General features: G+C 67.4%; 21 protein-coding genes, 2 tRNA genes and 1 pseudogene. 9 read left to right on the top strand and 15 right to left on the bottom strand.

Annotated elements, in window-relative coordinates; translation table 11 throughout:
- Positions 1-622: 622 nt before the first annotated feature.
- From SREC43747_RS0116260 to SREC43747_RS22040, 3 genes are all read right to left on the bottom strand, one after another.
- The gene (locus tag SREC43747_RS0116260; protein WP_029722376.1) at positions 623-1,252 is read right to left on the bottom strand and encodes a hypothetical protein; all 630 of its coding nucleotides are present in this window, start codon (positions 1,250-1,252) and stop codon (positions 623-625) included.
- Positions 1,253-1,449: 197 nt separating this feature from the next.
- Positions 1,450-1,836: a hypothetical protein gene (locus SREC43747_RS0116250; RefSeq protein WP_051388091.1), complete on the bottom strand. Its 387-nt coding sequence runs from the start codon at positions 1,834-1,836 to the stop codon at positions 1,450-1,452.
- Positions 1,827-2,060, bottom strand: a complete 234-nt coding sequence (locus tag SREC43747_RS22040; RefSeq protein ID WP_037332303.1) for a hypothetical protein — start codon at positions 2,058-2,060, stop codon at positions 1,827-1,829. The genes SREC43747_RS0116250 and SREC43747_RS22040 overlap by 10 nt, the downstream gene beginning before the upstream one ends.
- A gap of 204 nt (positions 2,061-2,264) precedes the next feature.
- Here SREC43747_RS22040 and SREC43747_RS0116240 point away from each other — a divergent pair, with 204 nt between their 5' ends.
- The 3 genes from SREC43747_RS0116240 (at position 2,265) to SREC43747_RS20335 (ending at position 4,454) form a co-directional block, all read left to right on the top strand.
- Entirely contained in the window at positions 2,265-3,110 is an 846-nt protein-coding gene (locus SREC43747_RS0116240; protein ID WP_029722374.1) for a helix-turn-helix domain-containing protein, read from the top strand.
- A gap of 4 nt (positions 3,111-3,114) precedes the next feature.
- Complete coding sequence (locus SREC43747_RS0116235) at positions 3,115-3,327, top strand: DUF397 domain-containing protein (protein WP_029722373.1); 213 nt, start codon at positions 3,115-3,117, stop codon at positions 3,325-3,327.
- A gap of 476 nt (positions 3,328-3,803) precedes the next feature.
- Complete coding sequence (locus SREC43747_RS20335; protein ID WP_051388089.1) at positions 3,804-4,454, top strand: helix-turn-helix domain-containing protein; 651 nt, start codon at positions 3,804-3,806, stop codon at positions 4,452-4,454.
- 1,480 nt (positions 4,455-5,934) lie between these two features.
- On the opposite strand, the gene SREC43747_RS0116210 is transcribed toward SREC43747_RS20335, so the two are convergent.
- The 4 genes from SREC43747_RS0116210 to SREC43747_RS0116195 all read right to left on the bottom strand — a co-directional run bounded on the left by SREC43747_RS0116210 (position 5,935) and on the right by SREC43747_RS0116195 (position 8,984).
- Positions 5,935-6,007 (bottom strand) — tRNA-Arg (locus SREC43747_RS0116210).
- A 42-nt stretch (positions 6,008-6,049) separates the two neighbouring features.
- Positions 6,050-6,139, bottom strand: a tRNA-Ser gene (locus tag SREC43747_RS0116205).
- 117 nt (positions 6,140-6,256) lie between these two features.
- The gene (locus tag SREC43747_RS0116200; RefSeq protein WP_029722368.1) at positions 6,257-8,248 is read right to left on the bottom strand and encodes an acetoacetate--CoA ligase; all 1,992 of its coding nucleotides are present in this window, start codon (positions 8,246-8,248) and stop codon (positions 6,257-6,259) included.
- Positions 8,249-8,312: 64 nt separating this feature from the next.
- Positions 8,313-8,984, bottom strand: a complete 672-nt coding sequence (locus SREC43747_RS0116195; RefSeq protein WP_029722367.1) for a dienelactone hydrolase family protein — start codon at positions 8,982-8,984, stop codon at positions 8,313-8,315.
- 193 nt (positions 8,985-9,177) lie between these two features.
- Between SREC43747_RS0116195 and hisC the strand changes: the two genes are divergently transcribed.
- Positions 9,178-10,230, top strand: a complete 1,053-nt coding sequence (hisC, locus tag SREC43747_RS0116190) for a histidinol-phosphate transaminase (protein WP_029722366.1) — start codon at positions 9,178-9,180, stop codon at positions 10,228-10,230.
- A gap of 206 nt (positions 10,231-10,436) precedes the next feature.
- On the opposite strand, the gene SREC43747_RS0116185 is transcribed toward hisC, so the two are convergent.
- Both SREC43747_RS0116185 and SREC43747_RS0116180 read right to left on the bottom strand, forming a co-directional pair.
- On the bottom strand, positions 10,437-10,814 hold the full coding sequence (locus SREC43747_RS0116185; RefSeq protein ID WP_037332301.1) for a hypothetical protein: 378 nt from the start codon (positions 10,812-10,814) through the stop codon (positions 10,437-10,439).
- 43 nt (positions 10,815-10,857) lie between these two features.
- A complete protein-coding gene (locus SREC43747_RS0116180; RefSeq protein WP_029722364.1) occupies positions 10,858-11,655 on the bottom strand; it encodes a L,D-transpeptidase in 798 nt (265 codons plus the stop codon).
- Positions 11,656-12,032: 377 nt separating this feature from the next.
- On the opposite strand from SREC43747_RS0116180, the gene SREC43747_RS0116175 reads away from it, so the two are divergent.
- Entirely contained in the window at positions 12,033-12,419 is a 387-nt protein-coding gene (locus SREC43747_RS0116175) for a hypothetical protein (protein WP_051388088.1), read from the top strand.
- Here SREC43747_RS0116175 and SREC43747_RS0116170 read toward each other — a convergent pair.
- Positions 12,416-13,129: a DUF1990 family protein gene (locus SREC43747_RS0116170; RefSeq protein WP_236623231.1), complete on the bottom strand. Its 714-nt coding sequence runs from the start codon at positions 13,127-13,129 to the stop codon at positions 12,416-12,418. The two genes, SREC43747_RS0116175 and SREC43747_RS0116170, sit on opposite strands and share 4 nt — an antisense overlap.
- A 92-nt stretch (positions 13,130-13,221) precedes the next feature.
- Here SREC43747_RS0116170 and SREC43747_RS0116165 point away from each other — a divergent pair, with 92 nt between their 5' ends.
- The 4 genes from SREC43747_RS0116165 to SREC43747_RS0116150 all read left to right on the top strand — a co-directional run bounded on the left by SREC43747_RS0116165 (position 13,222) and on the right by SREC43747_RS0116150 (position 15,272).
- Positions 13,222-13,434 carry a hypothetical protein gene (locus tag SREC43747_RS0116165; RefSeq protein WP_029722361.1) on the top strand — a complete coding sequence of 71 codons (213 nt, stop codon included), beginning with the start codon at positions 13,222-13,224 and terminating at the stop codon, positions 13,432-13,434.
- Positions 13,431-14,156, top strand: coding sequence for a DUF1990 family protein (locus SREC43747_RS0116160; RefSeq protein ID WP_081722639.1), 726 nt, complete (start codon positions 13,431-13,433; stop codon positions 14,154-14,156). The genes SREC43747_RS0116165 and SREC43747_RS0116160 overlap by 4 nt, the downstream gene beginning before the upstream one ends.
- Positions 14,157-14,505: 349 nt before the next feature.
- A complete protein-coding gene (locus tag SREC43747_RS0116155; protein WP_029722358.1) occupies positions 14,506-14,751 on the top strand; it encodes a DUF2630 family protein in 246 nt (81 codons plus the stop codon).
- Between the two features lie 41 nt (positions 14,752-14,792).
- The gene (locus SREC43747_RS0116150) at positions 14,793-15,272 is read left to right on the top strand and encodes a GreA/GreB family elongation factor (protein ID WP_029722357.1); all 480 of its coding nucleotides are present in this window, start codon (positions 14,793-14,795) and stop codon (positions 15,270-15,272) included.
- Between the two features lie 63 nt (positions 15,273-15,335).
- Here the strand turns inward: SREC43747_RS0116150 and SREC43747_RS21400 are convergent, their stop codons facing one another.
- The 5 genes and pseudogenes from SREC43747_RS21400 to SREC43747_RS22035 all read right to left on the bottom strand — a co-directional run.
- The gene (locus tag SREC43747_RS21400) at positions 15,336-15,503 is read right to left on the bottom strand and encodes a hypothetical protein (protein WP_160173037.1); all 168 of its coding nucleotides are present in this window, start codon (positions 15,501-15,503) and stop codon (positions 15,336-15,338) included.
- A gap of 171 nt (positions 15,504-15,674) precedes the next feature.
- Positions 15,675-17,132 (bottom strand): amino acid permease, encoded by a 1,458-nt coding sequence (locus tag SREC43747_RS0116140; protein WP_051388087.1) that lies wholly within the window; start codon positions 17,130-17,132, stop codon positions 15,675-15,677.
- Positions 17,133-17,822: 690 nt separating this feature from the next.
- Positions 17,823-18,059: a hypothetical protein gene (locus SREC43747_RS0116135; RefSeq protein WP_029722355.1), complete on the bottom strand. Its 237-nt coding sequence runs from the start codon at positions 18,057-18,059 to the stop codon at positions 17,823-17,825.
- A gap of 525 nt (positions 18,060-18,584) precedes the next feature.
- Entirely contained in the window at positions 18,585-19,301 is a 717-nt protein-coding gene (locus SREC43747_RS19915) for an MBL fold metallo-hydrolase (protein WP_051388085.1), read from the bottom strand.
- Positions 19,298-19,691 (bottom strand): annotated as a pseudogene (locus SREC43747_RS22035) (hypothetical protein); the annotation flags it as partial. The pseudogene SREC43747_RS22035 and the gene SREC43747_RS19915, both read right to left, overlap by 4 nt.

Below are 19,691 nucleotides of genomic sequence, written 5' to 3'. Positions count from 1 at the left end.
CCCCAGCCGCTGCCTCGCCGTTGAGATAGCGGCCAGGGTCAAACGGACCGAGCCCCGTGGTTGACGACACCACCCGGTCCGAGCTGTGGTATGGCGTTTCAGCGCCATTTCCCAGCACAGGCCTGAACTTCTGGTTCCTTCCGAGTCACCGTGCCGAGGCACGCCCCTTGGCCCGAGGGCTTTCGCAGCGTTCCCTGTTCACATCAGCGGCCCAGCACACGAGCGTGCGCACGTTGTAGACCCCGACGCTGGAACCGATGTGACTTCCGGGGTTTTGCGCGTAGTACCAAGCGACAATTCCGCCCGTGACGAGGCTGAGATCACGACCAGCGCTGTGATCACACTGCTCCCTCGACTTCATGAACGTCGCTGTCCGAGTCGCAGCGGAGCCGACGCAAGCATTCGCCAACCGGGTCCGCACTCCGGCCATGCACCGCTAAGCCCCACACTGGACCGGCGCGATAGAGCTCGACGACATTCGATTCGAGTCAGTACAGGTCGCGGTCTGGGGTATCCCAAGAGCGGTACCCACCCGCATCTCGTACGGCCTGGTACACGACGTCGGGCACCAGGGAGCGGAACTTCCGATTGGGAAGGGCATCGGGTGGTGTGACGCATCCGATCATGCCGCTGCCTCCTCCCCTACCCACAGCGCGTGACGCGACCTGTACCTCGGTGCTGGTTCCCAGGTACGATCGCCGACCGTCCCCGGCAGATCGCAACGAACGAGCCTGGCAGGTGAGGTCTGCCAGGACCGTTCCTCTTCGCTGCCGGGGGCGCCATCACCCGAAGTCGATTCGCCGTCATCCGGATCGGTCTCTGGCCATAGCGGCACCGTGCCGAGCGATACCGCGTCGAGCGCCTCCTTGAACAGGGGCAGCATGGCCGTCGGCGACTCGTCGACAACGTCCACCGCGGGTATGAGCTCCGTCGGCCGGTCCGTTGAATGCCGGCCATGCTCACCCGAGATCGCCGTCGGCAGCCTCAGCGCCTCGTCGAGGGTCATCGCCGGCCCGGTCAACAGCCCGTGAACGTTCGCGGCAACGCAACAGGGCTCGCACAGCACATACCCATCAATGTTCGGCAGTGTGGTCCACGCGCCGATGACATGACGTACCCGATGAGTACATCGCGCCTCGACCTCGTCACGATTCGCGTTGGATGTGCCGACGAGGTGCAGGCGGGACTCGTACGCTCCCACCGCCCAGACGAAGTCCTCCGGTGGAGGTATCGGGATGTCCGGGCGGCTCATTCTTTTCCCTCATCGGCGGTGTGCTGCCCGTGCTCCGACGGCCCCCAGGCCAACACTCCCAACCCGATGACGAGCATCGCCATCATGAGAATTAGCAAAGACATGCGTTCCTCCCGTTTTTTGACATGCGTGGCCCCACAGCCCCTTACCGCGTGAATGAACTGAGACGGGTTCCCAGAAAACGTGCCGATGGAGCGCTATCGCACCGTCGAAGGAAGCGACAGGTCACCAGGCAGCGCCAGCGCGAGGCTCGGCGCTCCCGGAGAACCGTGCGGCGGCAAGCGCAACAGCTCGGTCACCACGTCGCTCACCGATCCGTGCGCGGTCCACAACGGACACGGACGGTTGCGGTCGAGGTCGTCCAGGCGATACCGCGCTGCGACGGCATCCGACACCGAGGCAGCGCTGTAGACATCCATCACTCCGTGCGCCTGGCGGAACCCCTGGATCGCAGCGATGTTCTTCAGATTCGGCAGGTAGAGAAAGGAAAATCCAGCTCGCCGAGATTCTTTGATCGATTCGATGTGTGGGCGCAACCAGTCAGGTAGCGCATCAGCATGAGAGTGCTCCCCTGTCAGCGACATCCGGCGTCAGCTCCCTCCACCTCGCTCACGTGCGACAGCTGGCGGACGTGCTCCAGCGCGACGTCGAGCGCATCGCGGAACTGCTCAGCGTTCTCCGGGGAGAACTCCGCCACGAATCCGCCTGGTGTGCGGACCAGGACGCGGTCCTTGCCCCCAAGGACCCCCACTGACGGCTGAGCTCGGCCGACCCAGCACTTGACTTCAGACCACCTCTCGTGGTGCATCCCCCAGCCTCCATGGCGTGTTCTGACTCCAGCTAGCTGATCCATCTCGTTGAACCTGATAGCTTGTCGATCACGATAGGTGACGTGGAGACTACAAGTGGGATTTCTACTTAGGGATCCAGCGAACGGGCGAATCTTGATCGGTTGCTGTGAGTACACGGGCAGACTGGTCTCGCAGTCGTCACCCGCCAGGAGGTTGTGCACATGGCCGGATCTGGCCCGACCATCAGCCGGTTACAGCTCGGCATGGAGCTGCAACAGCTTCGGGAACGTGCCGGCAAAGATCGCGAGGAGGTGGCCGCTCGCCTCGGCTGGTACCCCGGGAAGGTCAGCAAGGTTGAGCAGGGGACGGCGACCGTCAGCGCCACCGAGATCGATGCGCTGGTGAGCTTCCTGGACGCAGACCCGGCGACAGCAGAGCGCATCCGCCGCCTCGGCACCGAGGCTCGCAAACGCGGTAGCTACGGCAAGGTCTCAGACTGGGCGCGGACGTATGTCGGCATGGAAGCGGGTGCCAGCGAGATCGATATCTTCGCCGAAGAGCTGATCCCTGGACTGCTCCAGACCGAGGACTACGCCCGGGAGATCGCCAAGGCATCGGTGTTGGCCAAGGAGCCCGACATCGACCAGCTCGTCAAGTCGCGCGTCGAGCGGCGCAACAAGCTGTACTCCGACAATCCGCCGCTCTTGTCCATCGTCCTCGGCGAAGCTGAGCTCAGGCGCCTCGTGGGCGGGCCAGCAGTCATGCGGCAGCAGCTCGAACTACTACGCGAGGTCGCCGACCTCCACAACGTCACGCTGCAAGTTCTGCCGTTCAGCAGCGGCGCGCACGCGTCGCTCGGCACCTCGTTCACGATCTTGACGCTGCGCACTCAGCGGCTACGCACGGTCTACATCGAGGACATCACAAACGCTGACTACCTCGATCGACAGCATCATGTCGAAAGTTATACCCTCGTTCTCGACCGGTTGTGCAAGGCCGCGCTCGGCATGAACGAGTCTGCGGCCCTGCTGGACCGAGTCATCAGCGAGCTCAGTAATGGAAGGTGACGGGATGAGTACCCCCGACCTCACCGGAGCGCGGTGGCGCAAGTCATCGAGAAGCAACGGTACCGGTGCCTGCGTCGAAGTCGGCTTGACCGAGTCTGCGACTGGTGTGCGCGACACCAAGCTCGGCGACGCCAGCCCCATCCTGGTGTTCCCACGCGACCAGTGGACGAGCTTCCTCCGCTCCGTCAAGAGCGGCGACCTGGACTCGGGCAACTGAGCACCGACAGGCGTACGCGTGCTGCTGCGCCCTCTGGGCGTAGCAGCATCCTTTCATGCCTACGTGACGACAACAGCATCCTGCGCAGTGCACTGCGGACTGTTATCGCTCGACGTGGCCCCGAGCCCGGCGCGCGGAGGCTCCACGCCAAGCACCCGTAGCAAGTCGACCGTCACCACCCCGTAGGCCTTGCTAAGACGCAAGCCCCTCACCTGAAACTCGCGTTCGAGCGCGCCGCGGCGCGCGAGCTCGTAGACCTTCAAGCGTCCGGTCCGATCCCCAGCGCCCGCCCCGCGGTGACGAGGTCGAACGAGGCGGGTGGGGCGAGAAGTTCCACCCGGCTCATGCCGACTCCTCCCGCTGCTCTCCCTCCCCTGTTGGTCCGCAGCGGGTTCGATCACCCGCACTGTGTTTAGAGTGTCAAACGATTTCATTATTGTGCACTCATGGCCCAATATGATTGGGCAGGTGCATTGGTGCGCACGATCGCTGCCGAGGTACGCCGGCACCGGCAACGCCGTGGGCTCAGCACTCAGGGACTCGCAGACGCCTGCGCCGAACTCGGGTATCCGATCAAACGCCAGGTACTCACCAACCTGGAGAACGGCCGACGCGACGCGGTCCCGGTCCCCGAGCTGCTCGTACTCGGCAAGGCTCTCGGCGTGCCGCCGGCACTGCTGGTATTCCCCGTCGGTGAAGCCCTGTCGTGCGAGCCACTACCCAACCAGTCACGCCCCCTCTGGGATGCCGTGCAGTGGTTCGCCGGTTTCGCGCCGTACCCGGCGAACCCCGACGCGGATGCCCGGTCATCCTTCGAAGCCGACCACCTGCTCGACGAGTGGGAGGAAGGCGCGAGCGCGCTCATCGCATACACGAGGGAAGACCGTCTTATCGAGACGTGGCGCAGGGACCGGGAAAAGATCGCCTCCACGAGAAGGGAACTCGTCAACACCAGCGACAAGAACGTGCAGAAGATGCTCGCGGCCGTAATCGAGGACCGCGAGCAGATGTTGAGGGACACCGAGAATGAAATCAGGAAGTGTCGCAGCGAAATGCGGAACGCGAACATCAGCGTTCGACCACTTCCTGAACAACTTGCACACCTCGAAGAGATAACCGGAAATTGAAATCAGAGAGCGTGTTCAAGCGTTGCGCATGACGCAGGCCGAAAACCGGGAGACAGCACGGGAGCGGTCAACAGAACAGGGCATGGCACCTTGTCAATCAAGCAAGAATTACCCACAACTGACAACGGGCGGCGTCGCTGTTTTCGCCGTAGCAGCTACGGAAAAGGATCAGCTAGCAGGATCTTAGCGAGTTCGCACAATCCTTGTGATTGCGAAAAACGATCGCCAGCGAAACCGGATCGCCGATCTACTCGTCGATTTGAGCGCGACCGGAAAAAGACCTTCCGAGCACGAAAAAGGTCACGCGCTTGCTGAAGCACGAGGTACGAATGCAAGTCAACTGCAATATGGGCACCTGGCTCGGCGATCGGCTACCGCGACGCAAAAGTCACTTGGCCTGGTCAACATGCATCAATTGCAAGGGACATATTGAGGATTACCTCAAGCCTCATCTTGGCGATTACGATCTCGACGACCCAGTGTGCCCCTGATCTTGGACATGTTCGCCAAGATCAAGGAGGAAACGAGCGCATCTCGGCCAACAACGATGACCGGTACGCGCTCGAAGCTCGAACAAGGCCGCACCAACGAGCCCCCGCTCGATCCGGCGCAAGCTCCGCGAGGAGCTCGATGCCCTGCCGCCGTATCGGCGACCGGCGGGACCGACCACGCACCGCATCAAGGCGACGCTGCGCAAGGCGCTCAACGACGCGATCGCTGAGGGTCTGATCACCTTCAATCCGGCCCAACACATCCACCTGAAGGGCGGCACACGCCCAAGCCACTGATTTGGACGCCTGAGAAGGTCGCTGAGCAGCAAAGGACTGGTAAGAAGCCCTCGCCGTCCGGTCATGGCGTTGGACACCGGAGCAGAACGGGCAGTTCCTCGACGGCATCGCCGATGATCCGCTGTGCGTGCTGTACCACCCGGCGCTGTACCGCGGCCCGCGGCGAGGCGAACTGTGCGGCCTCGACGGAACCGACGTCGCCACTCACTTCAGCTTGATCAATGTCGTGAATCAACTCGCAGAAGTTGATTGCGAAGTCGAGGAGACCAAGCCCAAGCCCCAGGCGGGCAGCCGCACGATCGGCCTCGACCGCGCCTCAGGCGAAGCCGTTCGGCTACACCTGCTGAGGAAGTAACAGAACCGGCTCAGGTGGGACGACTCCCGGGTCGACTCGAGCAAGCTGTTCACCGAACCCAGCGGCGAGCCGCTGCGGCCGTCGTGGAGGTCAGCGCCCGCTTCGAGCGCCTCGTCGCTCAGCTCGGGCTGCCAATCGGGCGCCACGTGGCCGCACCCCCGGTGCTCGCCGGCGCCAGGAAGGTCGTTCCCGATCTGCTGGGATGCGCATCACTCATCAGCGACCAACGACCGCTACGTCCCCGGCCCTGCCCGAGCGGCGCTTGCAGCACCCCCGCAGGCGCGTCGACCCCCAGACAGCAGGAAACCCCCTGCTCAGAGGGGGTTTCCTGCTTCAGCGCGCCCGTAGGGATTCGAACCCCAAACCTTCTGATCCGTAGTCAGATGCTCTATCCGTTGAGCTACGGGCGCATGTTCATTTGTGTCAGCCCCCGCCTCGCGGCGGAGACTCAGCGGAGGCTCCGGGATTTGAACCCGGGAGGGGGTGTTGCCCCCAACCGCATTAGCAGTGCGGCGCCATAGACCAGACTAGGCGAAGCCTCCCGGTAGCCATCTCGCTGCCACCGGAGAAAAGAGTACACAACCTCAGATCGGGTTGTCACAGGGGGGTGGGTTTAAGCGAGCCGGAGGGCGGCGCTGCTGCCGCCCTCCCGACCGGTTCTACTCCCCTCCACCCTTGCTGAGCTGCACGAACAGGTCGAGGGACGAGGGGTTCTGCAGCGCCTCCCGGCTCACCGCGCGCTCCGGCGGCGTCCCGGCCAGGATCCTCTTGACCGGAACCTCCAGCTTCTTGCCGTTCAACGTGCGCGGCACCTCGTCCACCACGACGAACCGGTTGGGCACGTGCCGCGGCGAGAGCTCCTCGCGCAGCGCTTCCCGCAGCCGCGGCTCCACCTCGGCCAACTCCACGCCCTGCTCGAGCACCAGGAAGCAGAGCAGCTCGCCGTCGCTCCGCCCGGCCCCAGAGGTGTCGATCACCAGGGAGTCCTGCACCTCGTCGAACGCCTCCACGACCCGGTAGAACTCGGCGGTGCCCATCCGCACCCCGCCCCGGTTGAGAGTTGAATCACTCCGGCCGTAGATGATCAACGTCTCCCGGTCGGTGATCTCCACCCAGTCGCCGTGCCGCCAGATCCCCGGATAGGTGTCGAAGTAGGCGGAGCGCAACCGAGAACCGTCCGGATCGTTCCAGAAGAACACCGGCATCGACGGCATCGGCTTGGTGAGCACCAGCTCACCGACCTGGTCGCGCACCGGGTTGCCGGCCTCGTCGAAGCTCGCCACCGCGGCCCCCAGCATCGGGCAGGAGATCTCCCCCAACCACACCGGGAGGTCCGGGGACGCCCCGACGAACGCGGTGCACACGTCGGTGCCCCCGGAAACGCTGGCGACCTGCACGTGCCGGCCCACCGCGTCCGCCACCCAGCGGAAGCCCTCCGCCGTCAGCGGCGCCCCGGTCGAGCCGACCGTCCGCAGCCGGGACAGGTCGTGCTCCTCCCCGGGCCGCAGCCCCTTCTTCAGGCAGGACTGGATGAACGGCGCCGAGGTGCCGAAGTAGTTGATCCCGTGCTCGGCGGCCAGCTCCCACAGCACGGACAGCGACGGGTATCCCGGGCTGCCGTCGTAGAGCACCAGCGTGGCGCCCACCTGCAGACCGCCCAGCAGGAAGTTCCACATCATCCAGCCGGTGGTGGTGAACCAGAAGAACCGGTCCCCCGGCCCCAGGTCGCAGTGCAGCGACGTGGTCTTCAACTGCTCCAGGACCATGCCGCCGTGCCCGTGGACGATCCCCTTGGGCAGCCCGGTGGTACCGGACGAGTACAGCACCCACAGCGGGTGGTCGAACGGCACCGGCTCGAAGGCCAGCTCCGCCCCCCGGTGCCGGTCCAGCAGCTGCGCCCAGTCGACCGCGTCCGGCAGCTCCGCCCCGTTGCCGAGGTAGTCGATCAGCACCGTGCCGGCCAACCCGGGCATCTCCCGGCGCAGATCATCCACAGTGGAGCGAACGTCGAAGGTGCGGCCGCCGTAGTGGTAGCCGTTGACCGCGATCAACACCTTCGGCTCGATCTGCACGAACCGGTCCGCGACCGCCCGCGCCCCGAAATCCGGCGAGCAGGACGACCACGTGGCACCCAAGCTCGCCGCGGCCAGGAAGGCGATCAGCGTCTCCGGGCAGTTCGGCGCCAGCGCCGCGACCCGGTCACCGCGCCGCACCCCCAGCTCGACCAGCGCCGACCGCGCAGCAGCGACCCGCTCCCGCAACTGCCCGTAGGTCAACCGCTCGGACCGCCCGTCCTCGCGGACGAAGACCACCGCCAGATCCGAGTCGGCCTTCCCCGGGCCGGAGCGCAGCGCGTGCTCGGCGTAGTTCAGCGTCGCCCCCGGGAACCATTCGGTCCCCGGCATCTCCTCCGCGGTCAGCACCCGCTGCGGCTGATCGTGGAAGCGCACGTCGAAGAACTCCGCCACCGCTCCCCAGAAGCCGGCCAGATCCGATACCGACCAGCGCCACAGGGCCCGGTAGTCGGGAAGGTCGAGGGAGCGGTGGGTGCGAAGCCACTCCCGGAATTCCGACATCCGGCTGGCCGCAACACGGTCCGGGTCCGGCTGCCACAGCAGTTCGGCCGCAGCCTCTGGATTGGTCGCTGTCATGTGCCTTTCCTAGCTCACGCGCGCCGTTCAGACCAGGGGTGGAACCAACGCGGCGAGCGGCCGTTCACCGCAGGTGCAGGTCGAACCAGTTGCAGAGCCGCTGCCAAGCCTCCCGCGCCGCCCTCACGTCCCGGTCGAACCGGTGCCCGGCCCCCGGGTAGCGGACCACGTCGGTCGCCATCTCCGCCTTCTCCACCGCGGCCTGCAGCTTCGCCACCTCCTGGGAGGGGTGCTCGTCCTCGCCGTACAGCCCCAGCCACGGGCAGGAGAGATCACCAGCGATCTCCACCAGCGGCGGCCACCCCCCGGTCAGCGGGTCCACGATCCCGCCGCCCACGCTGACCGCCGCCCCGACCGAGCGGCGAGCGGCCACCAGGAACGCCGCGGTGCCACCGGTTCCGAACCCGACCACCCCCTGCTGGTCCTGGGCGATTCCGCGCTCGGACAGCCACTGCAGCGCCGCGTCGGTGTCGGCGAGGAGGGAATCGACGGACAACTCCCGCACCCGCTCCTCCGGCTGCGGCTCCCCGGCGTCCTGGTGGTAGAGGTGCGGCACCGCGGTGAGCCACCCCTCACCGGCCAGCACACCCGCCACCCGCCGCATGGGTTCCGTGACCCCGCGGGCTTCGTGCAGCACCACCAGGCCGCCGCGGACCACGGTCTCCGGCTCGGCCACCGAGAGACGCAACTGGTCGCCGCCGGCCAGCGCAACGTTCTCCGTCCGGATTTTGATCATGCCTGCAGGTAATCACGTCCGGCTGAAACCGGTGAACCAGATCATCCGGATGGACCAGCGATTTCCACACCCGGTCATCGTTTTGCGCCATTCGGTTGCTCTCGCTGGAGCACACCGCTCACGACCCCGCTGTTCCGGAGAAAGCCGTCGCCGAGCTAACGTCCGGGTTAAGCATCGAGGCTAGGAGTGGCGGATGAGCGTTCGCACACGTGCTGATCTGGAGCAGCTGCCCGCTTACGTCGCGGGACGCACCGTTCCGGGATCGATCAAACTCGCCAGCAACGAGGTCTCCGAAGGCCCGCTGCCGGCCGCGGTACAGGCGGTGAACCAGGCCGCCGCGGAGATCCACCGCTACCCGGACATGGGCGTCGGCAAGCTCACCGAGGCGCTGGCCGAGCACCTGGGGACGAGCCCGGAGCGGATCGCCGTCGGCTGCGGTTCGGTCGCGCTGTGCCAGCAGCTGGTGCAGGCCACCTGCACCCCCGACGACGAGGTGATCTTCCCGTGGCGCTCCTTCGAGGCCTACCCGATCATCACCCAGGTCGTCGGCGCCAAGCAGGTGAAGGTCCCGCTCACCGCGGGCCACGAACTCGACCTGGACGCCATGGCCGCGGCGATCACCCCGGCCACCCGGATGATCTTCGTGTGCACCCCGAACAACCCGACCGGCACCTCGCTGCGGCGGGAGGACCTCGAGTCCTTCTTGGACCGAGTTCCGGAGGACGTGCTGGTGGTGCTCGACGAGGCGTACTTCGAGTTCGTCACCGACCCGGACGCGCCGGACGGTGCGGAGATCACGAAGCGCCGCGCGAACGTGACCGCCCTGCGGACCTTCTCCAAGGCCTACGGGATGGCCGGGCTGCGCGCCGGCTACGCCGTGGGGCCGGAGAACGTCGTGGCAGCACTGCGCAAGGTGTACATCCCGTTCAGCGTCAACTCGCTGGCCCAGGTGGCCGCGCTAGCTTCCCTGCAGGCCCAGGACGAACTGCGGAAGCGTTGCGCGAACGTGGTTTCCGAACGCGAGCGGGTGCACCGAGAGCTGACCGCTCTGGGGTACGAAGTCCCGGAGAGCCAAGCGAATTTCGTTTGGTTGCCGCTGGGTGAGCAGACCCCCGCGTTCAACGAGCACTGCCTGCAGAACAAAGTGGTGGTTCGGGCGTTCGGCGAGGAAGGCGCCCGGGTGACCATTGGACAGCCCGAGGAGAACGACGCTTTCCTCGCTGCCGCAAGGTCTTTCAAGAACTGATCGAGCGGTAGGAGTGGTGGTGCCCAGCGAAGAGAGGGGGAGTACTTCTCCGGGCACCACCACGAGGGCATGGCCGCAGTGGACGGCCACTTCCAAGCGCAGCGCCTCGACTGCGCAGCCCGGAATCTAGTGCTGCTCGGAAGGGCTGGCCACCGCCAACCGGCGGGTAAGCCTTTTCGTGTGGCAGAAGCCAGCCATTCGGTCGATCAACCGGTTACCGGGTGGTGACCGGGGATGATCTCCGGCGCCGGCGCCTCCGGCAGCTCCGGGTCCGGCTCGGGTTCCGGTTGGGGTTCCGGATCGGGCAGCGGCTTCGGCTCGGGGGCCGGCACCTCCACTTCGGGGTCTTCCGCGACCGGATCGTTGACGCAGTTGACGTCCTGCGGCGAACCGATCGGGATGACGGCGCCGATCACGGCAGCGATGGTGTTGCCGCACGCCTGGATCGGGGCGACGACGATGTTGTTGTCGTTGCCGATGTTGATGCCGTCGTTGCTGGCGCTGTCGGCGAACGCGACCGGAGCACTGATCAGCATGCCGGTGCTCGTCGCCAGAACACCGGCGATGGAGGCTGTTCTGCGCATATATGCACTTCCCTTTCCGTGATCTCGGGAGGATCCCTGCGCGTCAGCGCAGGAGAACGAGGGTGCCCAGCGGCAGAGTGGCCAAGAACTGCAGCGCCTCCTGCGGCACCCGGACGCATCCGTCACTGCTCGCCTGGCCGAACACGGCCGGATCCGGCCACGTGTGCAGGGCTACGGTTCCCGGGCCGCCGCCGTAGGTCGTGTAGGTGTTGGAGTGCGTGCCCAACGGCAGGATGACCGGGCTGAAGTTGGTGACGGTCTCTTCGATCGCCGCCATGATGTAGGTGCGCCCCCGCGGGGTTGGGGACTCCTCGGCCCCAACCCCGACGGTCCACCCCCCGACTTGCGCACCATCCCGGAACACCCGCAACCGGCGGGCATCGATGTCCACATCGACCAGGTAAGGCGAGCGGGCCTTCTCCACCTCTGCCCCGCTACCGGTCCAGACCCACCCGGTCGACCCGTTCGGCCGGGACGGGAGCAGCACGCGAGCCCACTCCCCCTGCTGTTCGACCACCGGCACCCAGGTGGGGTTGCCGAGCTGGACCGGCGGCAGCTTGGCGAACGGAGCGCCACCCGGTGCCGAGTGGACCGCGGTGTCCCTTTTGATCCGCAGCAGCACTCCGCTGGCCGGTTGGTCGGCCGCCTGGTCCACCGGGGCCTGCGGGATTTCGGTGAACGTCGTGGCCTCGGGCAGCGCGGCGAGGTCCGGCTCGACCACTGCCGGCCGCACCGGAACAGGAGCAGAACGCGGGGCCGCAGGCCGGGCCTGGTCGGCCGGTTCTGCCGCGCAGCCGGCGACCGCGGTCCACAGCGCCACGAGCACCGCGGCAACCTGCATGCGCCGATTCCGGCGGGGAGCGTCGGATCCGGAACATCTTCGTGGTCTCATGCTCGGCTCCTGGCCCGTTCGGGTTTCAGCCGCCTCGGCGGCGAGTGCCCGGCGCGGAGACGGCAAGATCCGCACCGCTGTAGGACGCTAGCCCCTCGAGCAACCGCCGCTGCAGCGATCACCTCCGGGACGGCAGCGCAAGATCCGCTGCTGAACAGCGCAAACGGAGCCGGGTGAGCCGACGGAACCTCGCGTTACAACTACAGCTACACCTGATCGTGTGGATATTTACCCACTAAAGGGTGGCTCTGGAGTTGCGAAAAAGCAGCTCTGCCAAGGAGTTTCCGCGTGGTTCGGTGATTTCCGCCCCGGGTACGAAAAGCGGTATGGGCAAAACCAGGATATTCGAGTTCAAGTTCGACCCGCTCTACCGGGCCGCCGGCGTGCTGTTCGGCATCACCCCGGGCACCACCCTGGTTCGAGTCACCGACTGGAACTTCACCGTGATCTTCGGTCCCTGGCGGCTCACCACCGCCCGGTCGAACATCCGGTCCACCGCGGTCACCGGCCCCTACAAGACCCTGAAGACCATCGGGCCACCGCACCTGTCCCTGGCCGACCGCGGCCTGACCTGCGCGACGAACGCCCAGCAAGGACTGTGCGTGCAGTTCGCCGAACCGGTGCCCGGCATCGAACCCACCGGCCTGCTGCGGCACCCCGGAGTGACGGTGACCGTGGCCGACTGCGCGGGCCTGGCGGCGGCCCTGGCCTAGCCCGCCCCGCTGTACTCCACCCGGCGCGTGCTGATCTGCACCCCGTCCGGTGCCCGCCCACCGGACAGCTCCACCGCGGCCAAGCAGAACCGCACCCACATGTTGAGCTGCATCTCCTTCGCCAGCCGCGTGGTGTTGTAGAGCAGGTGCACGGTGCGCGTGCTCGCCCGCGCCCACGCCTCGATCTCGAACCACAGGAAATCGTCCAGGCAGCTGGTGCGGAACTCGATCACCCCCGCCTCCAGGTGCCCGTTGAGCGTGGCCAGCCGGAACGACACCGGGGTGCAGCTCACCACCCGCACCGGGGCTCCCCACGGCCCGGGCATGTGCACCGACAACTCGTCCCCGGGGCGCAACCCCCGCAGCTCGCCCCGGGTCTTGCGCACGAAGACCACCTCCTTGGGCATGGCCCGGTTCATGTCCTCGGTGATGGACGCCATCAGGTCCTGCGGGGCGCACGCGGCGTCCTCGATGCGGACCCGGAACGTGCGGTGCAGCAGCGGGCCGGTGCCGTCCGACACCCGCTGCACCGCGTCGTCCAGCAGCTCCTCGGGCAGCTCCGGCGGCAGGTCGCTGTCGTCCCCGGCTTCGTCCCCGCGGTGCAGCGGGGTGGTCTGCCACAGGTAGCGCCAGGACACCACGGGAATGCCCGCCAGGTGCCGCAACTGGCCGAGCAACGAGCGCCCGCGTTTCACGGAATCGGGTAGCACGGTCGGTGGCTCCTCCAGGGTCCGCAGCGTGGAAGTCCTCCACACCGGGTATGCCCCGAACGCCACCGGACGACACTGATCAGGGAGCGGCGATGATCGTGAAGCTGCTGCACAACGCCGGCCTGCGCAGCACCCACCTCCACTTCGGCTCGCTGCTCGGGATAGCGCTGTGCATAGGTCTGTGGCTGCGCGCCAAGAGCGTCGGCCAGGACGAGCGCGGCAACGCGGAACGCCGCGCGCTGTTCATCGGACTGTGGCCACCCACCTTGTGGTTGATCGGCGATTCGCTGCGCGAGCTCGAGTGACCGTGCCCGAACGACTGCTCGGCGCTGCCTCCCCGGTCGGCACCCTGCTCCGGCTGGACGAGCTGCAGCTGAACTTCTCCCCCGCAGAGGTCGTCGGCCCCGAGTGGCACTTCGACACCTGGCGCTACCCGCTCGGTTGGGAGGCCCCGGGGCCGCCGGAGCGCTGCGGGCCGTGGGAGACCGCGTGCGAACTGGTGCGCGACTACGAGTTCTCCTCCCCCGACCTGGTGCGCGCGGTGTACGACGAGCGGGAGTGCCTGGACGGCAGGAACATGCTGCTGGAGGCCAGGTTCTACGGCATGCGGTTCTACCTGGGGGTGCGGGTCACCGAGATCATCGACTACGAGCTGCCGGACCGGCGGGTGTGGGGGTGGGCCTACTCGACCCTGCAGGGGCACCTGGAGCGCGGCAAGATGCGCTACGAGGTGGTCAAGCATTCGAACACCGGTCTGGTGGAGTTCATCGCCAACGGGTATTCGCAGCGCGCCCCCGATCTGGGACCGGTGATCAAGCTGGGGTGGCTGCTGTTCGGCCGGCACATGCAGCTGCGCTTCTACCGGCAGAGCGGGCGCCGGTTGCAGGCCCTGGTGCGGGCTCGGCTCGCCGGCGAGGACTTGCCGCCGCGCCGGCAGTTCGGCAACATCGTGCTGGCCCCGTCCGGGGTGCGGCCCACCGCTGTTGACCGCTTGGTGGTCCGGGTGCACCACCCGGGGCGCACCTGATCGAATTCCGCTCGGCCGTTGCACGATCTTTTCGATCCACTTGGTACGGACTCTGTGGACTGAACAACGGCCGGACCGAAGGCCCTCCTCCTGTCGAGGAATCCATTGGCCTGCACCACTGAGCCGAGGGCCCGGCTCCCGGATCCGAGGTGGTGGACCAGCACGGCTCCCGGGGGGTGGACCCGAATCCGAGCCGGGTGCGGTGCGCTCCTCACCGCCGGCCCCGGTCGCGGCGGCGCAGGGCCGCCGAGCACCCGGTTCGGCAGCGCACCGCGGCCCTAGTTGAAGCCGGCCGCCGGACGGGTACCCGGAGCACGGCAGTGCGCTTGCACGACCGAGGAGGAACCCGATGGCGGATGCTGACATCCTGGGCCGGATCGACGAGCTGATCGCCGAGGAACAGCGGCTGCGCTCCACCGTGCAGGAGGGGAAGCTCGCCCCGGACGAAGAGCGCCAACGGCTGCGCAACATCGAGGTGGAACTGGACCAGTGCTGGGACCTGCTCCGACAGCGCCGGGCCCAGCGGGAGTTCGGCGACGACCCGGAGAAGACCCGGACGCGCTCGAGAAGCGAAGTGGAGAACTACCGGCAGTGACGAACTAGCAGCTGGGTGAGTCTGCGCTGCAGGAGGTGGGTATGAGCACCGGAGGAAGCGTTCCGGAACCGCGTGGGGCTGCCCGGCAACGTCTGGAAAGCGAACTGGCGAACCTGCGGGAGCAACGCCGGAACCTGGCCAGCGCGCTGGACAGCGGCGACGTGGTGGGGGACGACGCCGACACCGCGCAGGCGCTGGAGGAGAGCCGTCAGCTGGCCTGGTACGACAACCGCATTCGGGACCTCGAGCGACGGCTGTCCGGCGGTGCGGACTTCTCCGAAGCCTTGCCCACCGACACCCGGGTGACGTTGAAGTTCTCCGACGGGACCACGCAGACCATGCGGATCGTGGCGATCACCGAGGAGATCATCGAAGGCGAAGAGGACGAGACGATCACCGTGAAGAGCCCGCTCGGCAGCGCCATCGCCGGCCACAAACCCGGGGATCGGATCACCTACTCCACGGCCGCCGGCACCGAAGAGGCCGAGATCCTCGACATCCGCATGCCCAGCCGCGGTTAGCGGCGAGCAGGGGAACCTCCCTGCCGCGGACCGGCAGGAGAACCCCCTTGCTGCCCAGCTCGCTCAGAGTTGTTCGGAGAACAGCCGCCGGTACCTGTCCAGGACTTTGGTCAACCGCGCTCGGGCGATCCTCACCTGCTCGTTGTCCGCGCCCGCGCCGATGTGCGCGCACACCGCCCCGCTCGTCTTGACCTGCGGCTCGTCCTGCTCCTTGGCTTCCACACCGTCCATCTTGCGGCCTCTCCCCCGCGGCCTCCGCGCGGGGTCGGGACAGCCACCGGACCGCGTCCGGCTGTTCCAGGACGCAGATGCCGGATTCCACGCGCACCGACCCGTCGCGGGAGGACCGGAAGCGCTCGGGGCGCCGGGCCGACCCGCCCAGCGCCCCGCACGACCAGTGGTTCAGTCCACCCGGTCGCCGACAGCGGCCACCTCGAACGTCACGTCCCCGGTGGCCAGCCGGGAATGGCGCACGCTGTAGGTGAAGTAGAACACCAGCGCCACGGCCACGTAGCCGACGAACAGCACGTAGGTCGTCGACCCCAGCTGGGAGAGCAGGTACGCGCAGGCCGCGATGCTCAGCACCGGGGTCACGGGGTAGCCGGGCACCCGGAACGCACGCGGCAGGTCGGGCTGCGTGCGCCGCAGCACGACGACCCCCACCGAGACGATCCCGAACGCCACCAGGGTGCCCATGCTGGTGAGGTCGGCGAGCACGGACAGCGGCACGAACGCGGCCAGCAGGGCCACCGCCATGCACACGATCAGGGTGTTGCGCACCGGGGTCTTCGTGCGGGGGTGGACCTTCCGGAAGACCGCGGGGACCATGCCGTCGCGCCCCATGGCGAACAGGATCCGGGTCTGCCCGTAGATCGTCGCCAGCGTGACGCCGAAGATCGACACGACCCCGCCGGCGGCCAACACCACGGCCGGCCACTGGGCCCCCGCCACCTTGCTCAGGATCGCGGCGAGCCCGGCCTTCTGGCCTTCGAACTCGGTCCAGTGCTGGGCACCGACCCCGGCGATCGCGACGAGCACGTAGAGCGTCGTGACGATCACGATCGACCAGAAGATCGCCAGCGGCAGCGTGCGGCGCGGGTCGCGGACCTCCTCCCCTGCCGTGGAGACGAGGTCCATGCCGATGTAGGAGAAGAACACCGAAGAGGCCGCGGTCCCGATCCCGGCGATGCCGAACGGGGCGAAGGAGTCCAGGTTCCCGGAGGAGAACGCGCTCATGGCCACCGCGATGAACAGCACCAGCACCGCGATCTTGATGCCCACGGTGATGGTGTTGACCAAAGCGGATTCCCTCGCCCCGCGCACCAGCAGCAGGCAGCACAGACCGACGAGGACCGCGGCGGGCACGTTGACCACGCCACCTTCCCCGGGCGGGGCGCTCAGCTCCGCGGGCAGGGACATCCCGGTCGTGGAGCGCAGCAGCTCGTTGAGGTACTCGCCCCACCCGACCGCCACCGCGGAAGAAGCCACCCCGTATTCGAGCAGCAGGCACGCGCCCACGAGGTAGGCGACGACCTCCCCGAGCGTCGCGTACGCGTAGGAGTAGGACGATCCGGACGTCGGGATGCTGGAAGCGAGTTCGGCGTAGCACAGCGCGGTCAGCGCCGCGGTGATGCCCGCGATGACGAACGAAACGACGACCGCGGGTCCGGCTTCCGGCACGGCTTCGTTGAGCACGATGAAGATCCCGGTGCCCACCGTGGAGCCGACGCCGATCATCGTCAGGTGGAAGACCCCGAGCGAGCGCTTCAGCTCGCTGCTCCCGGTGTCCGCCCCCGCGTCGTGGTTGAGCTGGCTGACCGGCATGCGCCGGAACAGGCGTCGCCAGCCCGCCGGGTTCATGCCGTCCTCCGGAGGAGGTCCGCGGTGTTCACGGCAAGCAGCGCCGCGCCCCGCATCCCCGCCTGCGGTGCTCGTCGCGGTGTGTTGTGGCGCAAAAACGACATCGCACTTCCCGACCAGTTCTCGCAATTCCGCCGGGACCGCCCCCGCTCCGCGGCCCCGGAAAAAATGCCGCCCGACTTTATGCATCGCGAATGTGCAGCGTCAACGGCTCCACCAGCAGCGGGCCGACTCCACCCGAGGCCTGCGCCGGAAATCCAGGAGCTGCAAGCACGTGGCAAGGCCGGCCACCGCAAGCGGCAGGAACCGGTCAACGGTGGCGAACCACCAGCGGCGTAGGGAAATTACCAGGGCATCGACCCGGATCGAGCAGCGGTCGGTGTTCGCGAGGAACCGCTCACTCCCCAGGGGATCACCATTTCACGGAAACCGCCGTTCAGGTGGAGCCGCGCACCAGCAGAACATGCGGCGAACGGAAAACCGAACCGAAAACTATTCGGCGAACAATCACCCTCGCGAAAAGAACGGAATTGCCGCGCGCTCGAGCGGGGCCGGAAATGTCCGCCGCTCCTGTTGCGCACTTCTCCGCCCCGAAACGACGGCGGAGCACACCGGGTAGCGGAACGAGCACGAACCGGAATCGAGTTCCCCAGTGGACACCGCGGAGCGGCCTCGCCTCCCGGCAACGTCTCATTGGACGTCCGCGTCCGGCGGTGGAAGGGAGAGCGACCTCTCCTCCTCGACACCGGCGACCCCGACCACGGCGCTCACCTCCGCGCGGCGCTCCCGCGGCAGCACGCCGGTGATCACACCGATGCCCCCGAGCACCTGTTCGACCTGCATGCCGGCGTCGCGCAGCCGGTCGGCGAGCTCGTCGATCCGGTCCAGCTGGGCGTCATCGACCACCACGGTCACCCTGTCCGACATGAGCCCTCCCAGCGCATCCACCCCGAGCACCACCAGCTCGCATGCACCGCGAACCGACGACCGGCGGCCACCGCTCGACGCGGCTCCTCGGCCATCGCTCCCACCCCCGATCATGCGGCAACGGCGGGGCGCTGACCAGGGAAAGCACCGGAATGCCCCCTGGGGGCGTACCGGGCCGCCGCGGGGTCGATCGGGGCACCGGTCGCTCGTCGAGCGGTCGCGCGAGGTCTGAGCCGGGCGAGCCCGCGCGGCGCGGCTGGACCGTTCGAGCCGACGAGGATCGTCCGCTCCGGTGGTCCGCGCCGGTGGCCGGCGACCTGCTCCCGCCGCCCGGTTCAGCCGGCTGCGGTGCTCGGCACTGCTCAGCGATCCGAGCGGCTCGACCACCACTTCAGTTCATTGAGGACTCAATTTCCTTGACTGATGTCCACACAGGAACAAATGAGAAATCGACTCGTTTTTCCCGAACTAGCACAAGAAGATCACTCGTTGTGCCAACCAGTCCACACAAGACTTCATGGAAGTTCATGCGAGCACGAACGCCTGCAGGTCCTTCCCGATCACGACTTCACCTTCGTAGCCCTGTTGCGCCCAGTTCCGCCAGGCTTCCTCGTCGATCGTTTCCCGCGCCATGTCCGCGATGTGCGACAGCACGAGCTTCCGCGCCTGCGCCGCCTGCGCGACTTCGCCGACTTCCTGCACCTCGACGTGCGACTGGAGCATGTGGTCCCGCACCGCCGGCGACAAGTCGGCTCCCCGCACCCCGATCGCCTCGTGCACCAGGAGATCGGTGCCCGCGGCGAGCTCGATCAGGTTCGGTGTTCTCGCGGTGTCACCGGAGAAGGTCACCGATCCGTGCTCGGTGTCGAAGCGGAACGCGAAGGACGGGAACACCGGGCCGTGCGGGACGAGCGTGGCGGTCACGCGCACCCGATCGTCCTCCACCACCAGGAAGGGCCGCATCGGCGGAGCCGTGTTCCGGTGGTCCGCCCCCGCGTCCGGCAGCTCGATCTCCCGCACCCGCGCCATGGAGCGGATGTCGCGGATGTCCATGTCCCGCAAGAAGACGTTGCTGCTGTAGGCGTGCGCGGCGTGCAGCCGATCGGTCATCTCGGCGAGGCCGGGCGTGGGGCCTTCCGGCGCGATCGTCGGCGCTTCCCCTCCGCCGAACTTCGGCGGCAGACCACCGGCCGGCCCAGGGCCGTGGACGGTGATCGGCCCGGGAAGGGTGTCCCCGCTCATGTTGGGGATGTGCCCCGCCAGCAGGAAGAAGTTGTAGTAGTCGGTGATGTGGTCGGCGTGCAGGTGGGTGATGAAGATCGAGTTGAGCCGCTGGAGCTCCAGCCCGGCCCGCAGGCACTGGTGACGGCCGAGCGGCCGCAGTCGACGACGTACACCTGCCCGTCGACGACCAGAGCGGAGGAGATCCCGGCGCGGTCGGCGACCACCGGCGGCCCGGCCTGCGTGCCGAGCAGCACCAAACCGAGCTTCGCGTCACCGATCGCCTGGGCGGTGTCCGAGACGGCAGCCGCGTCGCGAGGCCCGTCTGCGGAGGCGCGCCCGGCCAGCCCCACCAGCGCTGCCCCACCGAGACCCCCGAGGAGCAGCCGGCGGTTCAGCGGAACGGGAGGG

Source organism: Saccharopolyspora rectivirgula DSM 43747 (assembly GCF_000497205.1).
Lineage (GTDB): Bacteria > Actinomycetota > Actinomycetes > Mycobacteriales > Pseudonocardiaceae > Saccharopolyspora > Saccharopolyspora rectivirgula.
This window is presented reverse-complemented; position numbering and strand designations above follow the sequence as displayed.

Coding starts and splice junctions, on each gene's coding strand:
- SREC43747_RS0116135 (WP_029722355.1), bottom strand. CDS start 18,059: ATGTCGGACAGGGTGACCGTGGTGGTCGATGACGCCCAGCTGGACCGG.
- SREC43747_RS0116155 (WP_029722358.1), top strand. CDS start 14,506: ATGGCGGATGCTGACATCCTGGGCCGGATCGACGAGCTGATCGCCGAG.
- SREC43747_RS0116175 (WP_051388088.1), top strand. CDS start 12,033: ATGGGCAAAACCAGGATATTCGAGTTCAAGTTCGACCCGCTCTACCGG.
- SREC43747_RS21400 (WP_160173037.1), bottom strand. CDS start 15,503: ATGGACGGTGTGGAAGCCAAGGAGCAGGACGAGCCGCAGGTCAAGACG.
- SREC43747_RS0116195 (WP_029722367.1), bottom strand. CDS start 8,984: ATGATCAAAATCCGGACGGAGAACGTTGCGCTGGCCGGCGGCGACCAG.
- SREC43747_RS0116235 (WP_029722373.1), top strand. CDS start 3,115: ATGAGTACCCCCGACCTCACCGGAGCGCGGTGGCGCAAGTCATCGAGA.
- SREC43747_RS19915 (WP_051388085.1), bottom strand. CDS start 19,301: ATGAGCGGGGACACCCTTCCCGGGCCGATCACCGTCCACGGCCCTGGG.
- SREC43747_RS0116250 (WP_051388091.1), bottom strand. CDS start 1,836: ATGTCGCTGACAGGGGAGCACTCTCATGCTGATGCGCTACCTGACTGG.
- hisC (WP_029722366.1), top strand. CDS start 9,178: ATGAGCGTTCGCACACGTGCTGATCTGGAGCAGCTGCCCGCTTACGTC.
- SREC43747_RS0116150 (WP_029722357.1), top strand. CDS start 14,793: ATGAGCACCGGAGGAAGCGTTCCGGAACCGCGTGGGGCTGCCCGGCAA.
- SREC43747_RS0116185 (WP_037332301.1), bottom strand. CDS start 10,814: ATGCGCAGAACAGCCTCCATCGCCGGTGTTCTGGCGACGAGCACCGGC.
- SREC43747_RS0116240 (WP_029722374.1), top strand. CDS start 2,265: ATGGCCGGATCTGGCCCGACCATCAGCCGGTTACAGCTCGGCATGGAG.
- SREC43747_RS0116200 (WP_029722368.1), bottom strand. CDS start 8,248: ATGACAGCGACCAATCCAGAGGCTGCGGCCGAACTGCTGTGGCAGCCG.
- SREC43747_RS22040 (WP_037332303.1), bottom strand. CDS start 2,060: ATGCACCACGAGAGGTGGTCTGAAGTCAAGTGCTGGGTCGGCCGAGCT.
- SREC43747_RS0116140 (WP_051388087.1), bottom strand. CDS start 17,132: ATGAACCCGGCGGGCTGGCGACGCCTGTTCCGGCGCATGCCGGTCAGC.
- SREC43747_RS0116260 (WP_029722376.1), bottom strand. CDS start 1,252: ATGAGCCGCCCGGACATCCCGATACCTCCACCGGAGGACTTCGTCTGG.
- SREC43747_RS0116180 (WP_029722364.1), bottom strand. CDS start 11,655: ATGCAGGTTGCCGCGGTGCTCGTGGCGCTGTGGACCGCGGTCGCCGGC.
- SREC43747_RS0116165 (WP_029722361.1), top strand. CDS start 13,222: ATGATCGTGAAGCTGCTGCACAACGCCGGCCTGCGCAGCACCCACCTC.